At 57.9% G+C, this 2,500-nt stretch carries 1 protein-coding gene and 2 rRNA genes (1 of these 3 cut by a window edge); 1 reads left to right on the forward strand and 2 read right to left on the reverse strand.

The window, feature by feature from the left end:
* The coding region (locus E0L37_RS21095; RefSeq protein WP_133493611.1) for an IS66 family transposase at positions 1-866 on the forward strand (866 nt) is incomplete at its 5' end.
* A 131-nt stretch (positions 867-997) separates the two neighbouring features.
* Here E0L37_RS21095 and rrf read toward each other — a convergent pair.
* Both rrf and E0L37_RS21105 read right to left on the reverse strand, forming a co-directional pair.
* Positions 998-1,113: ribosomal RNA gene (gene rrf / locus E0L37_RS21100) — 5S ribosomal RNA — on the reverse strand.
* A 154-nt stretch (positions 1,114-1,267) separates the two neighbouring features.
* Positions 1,268-2,500 (reverse strand): 23S ribosomal RNA (locus tag E0L37_RS21105) (it continues 1,656 nt past the right edge of the window).

Consider the following 2,500-nt stretch of genomic DNA (forward strand, 5'->3'; position numbering starts at 1 on the left):
TGGGCACCTGCGGGGTACGGTTGCAGCCACTGGTGGATGCGCTCAGAGCCCAGTTGCTAGCCCAGCCGGTGCTGCACGCGGATGAAACGCCGGTAGCGATGCTGGCACCGGGCAAGAAGAAAACCCATCGGGCCTACGTGTGGGCCTACTGCAGCACGGCGTTCGCGGACCTGAAGGCGACCGTCTACGACTTCGCGCCCAGCCGGGCGGGTGAACACGCCCGCGCCTTCCTGGGCGACTGGCACGGCAAGCTGGTGTGCGACGACTACGCCGGGTACAAGGCGGGCTTCGGTGCCGGCATCACTGAGATCGGCTGCCTGGCGCACGCCCGGCGCAAGTTCCACGACCTGCACGTCGCCAACAAGAGCGAACTGGCCGCCCAGGCGTTGGAGTCCATCGGTGCGCTGTACGGCATCGAGCGGGAACTCAAGGATCTGCCCGATAAAGACCGGCAGCGGCTAAGACACGAAAAAGCCCGGCCCATCGCCGGTACCCTGCACCAATGGATGATCGCGCAACGGCAAAAAGTGCCGGACGGCTCGGGCACGGCCAAAGCCCTGGACTACAGCCTGAAACGCTGGGCGGCGCTGACGCGTTACCTGGATGACGGGGCGGTGCCAATCGACAACAACCGGGTGGAAAACCAGATCCGACCGTGGGCGCTGGGGCGCAACAACTGGCTGTTCGCGGGCTCACTGCGCAGTGGCCAGCGCGCCGCTGCTGTCATGAGCCTGATCCAGTCGGCGAGGCTGAACGGCCACGATCCCTATGCGTATCTGAAGGATGTGCTGACACGCCTTCCGACGCAGAAGAGCAGCGCCATCGACGAACTTCTGCCGCATAACTGGACGCCGACCTACGCCTGACAAGATGGGTTCGCCGGACGCTTACCCCTCGGGTACACATGGGCCCAAAAGTAGGGACAGGAGCTCATCGTATCCTAAATATAAAAAAACCCCTTAGCGACGAGCACTAAGGGGTCTTTTTATATTTAAGAGCCTGACGATGACCTACTCTCACATGGGGAAGCCCCACACTACCATCGGCGCTGAGCGGTTTCACTTCTGAGTTCGGCAAGGGATCAGGTGGTTCCCACTCGCTATAGTCGTCAGGCAAACCGGCTTGGGGATCTGCCTTGGCAGGTCTCCAAATCTGTTTACCTCACTGGCTAAGCCAGCAAAGTATTCTGAGAAACTGAGTCGTCCAGCGTCAGAGCGTTTATCCAACACTCATTCTATCAGGTGCAGTTCAACTGCTTTGGCGTTATATGGTCAAGCCTCACGGGCAATTAGTACGGGTTAGCTTCACGCCTTACGGCAGCTTCCACACCCCGCCTATCAACGTTGTGGTCTTCAACGGCCCTTTAGGGGAATCAAGTTCCCAGAGAGATCTCATCTTGAGGGAGGCTTCCCGCTTAGATGCTTTCAGCGGTTATCCCGTCCGAACGTAGCTACCCGGCAATGCCACTGGCGTGACAACCGGAACACCAGAGGTTCGTCCACTCCGGTCCTCTCGTACTAGGAGCAGCTCCTCTCAAATCTCTAACGCCCACGGCAGATAGGGACCGAACTGTCTCACGACGTTCTAAACCCAGCTCGCGTACCTCTTTAAATGGCGAACAGCCATACCCTTGGGACCGGCTTCAGCCCCAGGATGAGATGAGCCGACATCGAGGTGCCAAACACCGCCGTCGATATGAACTCTTGGGCGGTATCAGCCTGTTATCCCCGGAGTACCTTTTATCCGTTGAGCGATGGCCCTTCCATACAGAACCACCGGATCACTAAGACCTGCTTTCGCACCTGCTCGACTTGTAGGTCTCGCAGTCAAGCACCCTTCTACCTTTACGCTCATTGCACGATGTCCGACCGTGCTGAGGGTACCTTTGTGCTCCTCCGTTACTCTTTGGGAGGAGACCGCCCCAGTCAAACTACCCACCACACAATGTCCCCGACCCGGATAACGGGCCTGGGTTAGAACCTCAAACATGCCAGGCTGGTATTTCAAGGTCGACTCCACAATGACTGGCGTCACTGCTTCAACGTCTCCCAGCTATCCTACACAAGCAGGCTCAAAGTCCACTGTGAAGCTGTAGTAAAGGTTCACGGGGTCTTTCCGTCTAGCCGCGGGTACACAGCATCTTCACTGCGATTTCGATTTCACTGAGTCTCGGGTGGAGACAGTGCCCCCATCATTACGCCATTCGTGCAGGTCGGAACTTACCCGACAAGGAATTTCGCTACCTTAGGACCGTTATAGTTACGGCCGCCGTTTACCGGGGCTTCGATCAAGAGCTTCGCCGAAGCTAACCCCATCAATTAACCTTCCGGCACCGGGCAGGCGTCACACCCTATACGTCCGCTTACGCGTTTGCAGAGTGCTGTGTTTTTAATAAACAGTTGCAGGGGCCTTTTCACTGCGGCCACCAACAGCTTACGGGGCAAGCCCTTCACCATCGGTGGCGTACCTTCTCCCGAAGTTACGGTACCACTTTGCCTAG

The organism is Alcanivorax sp. 24 (assembly GCF_004360225.1).
GTDB lineage: Bacteria > Pseudomonadota > Gammaproteobacteria > Pseudomonadales > Alcanivoracaceae > Alloalcanivorax > Alloalcanivorax xiamenensis.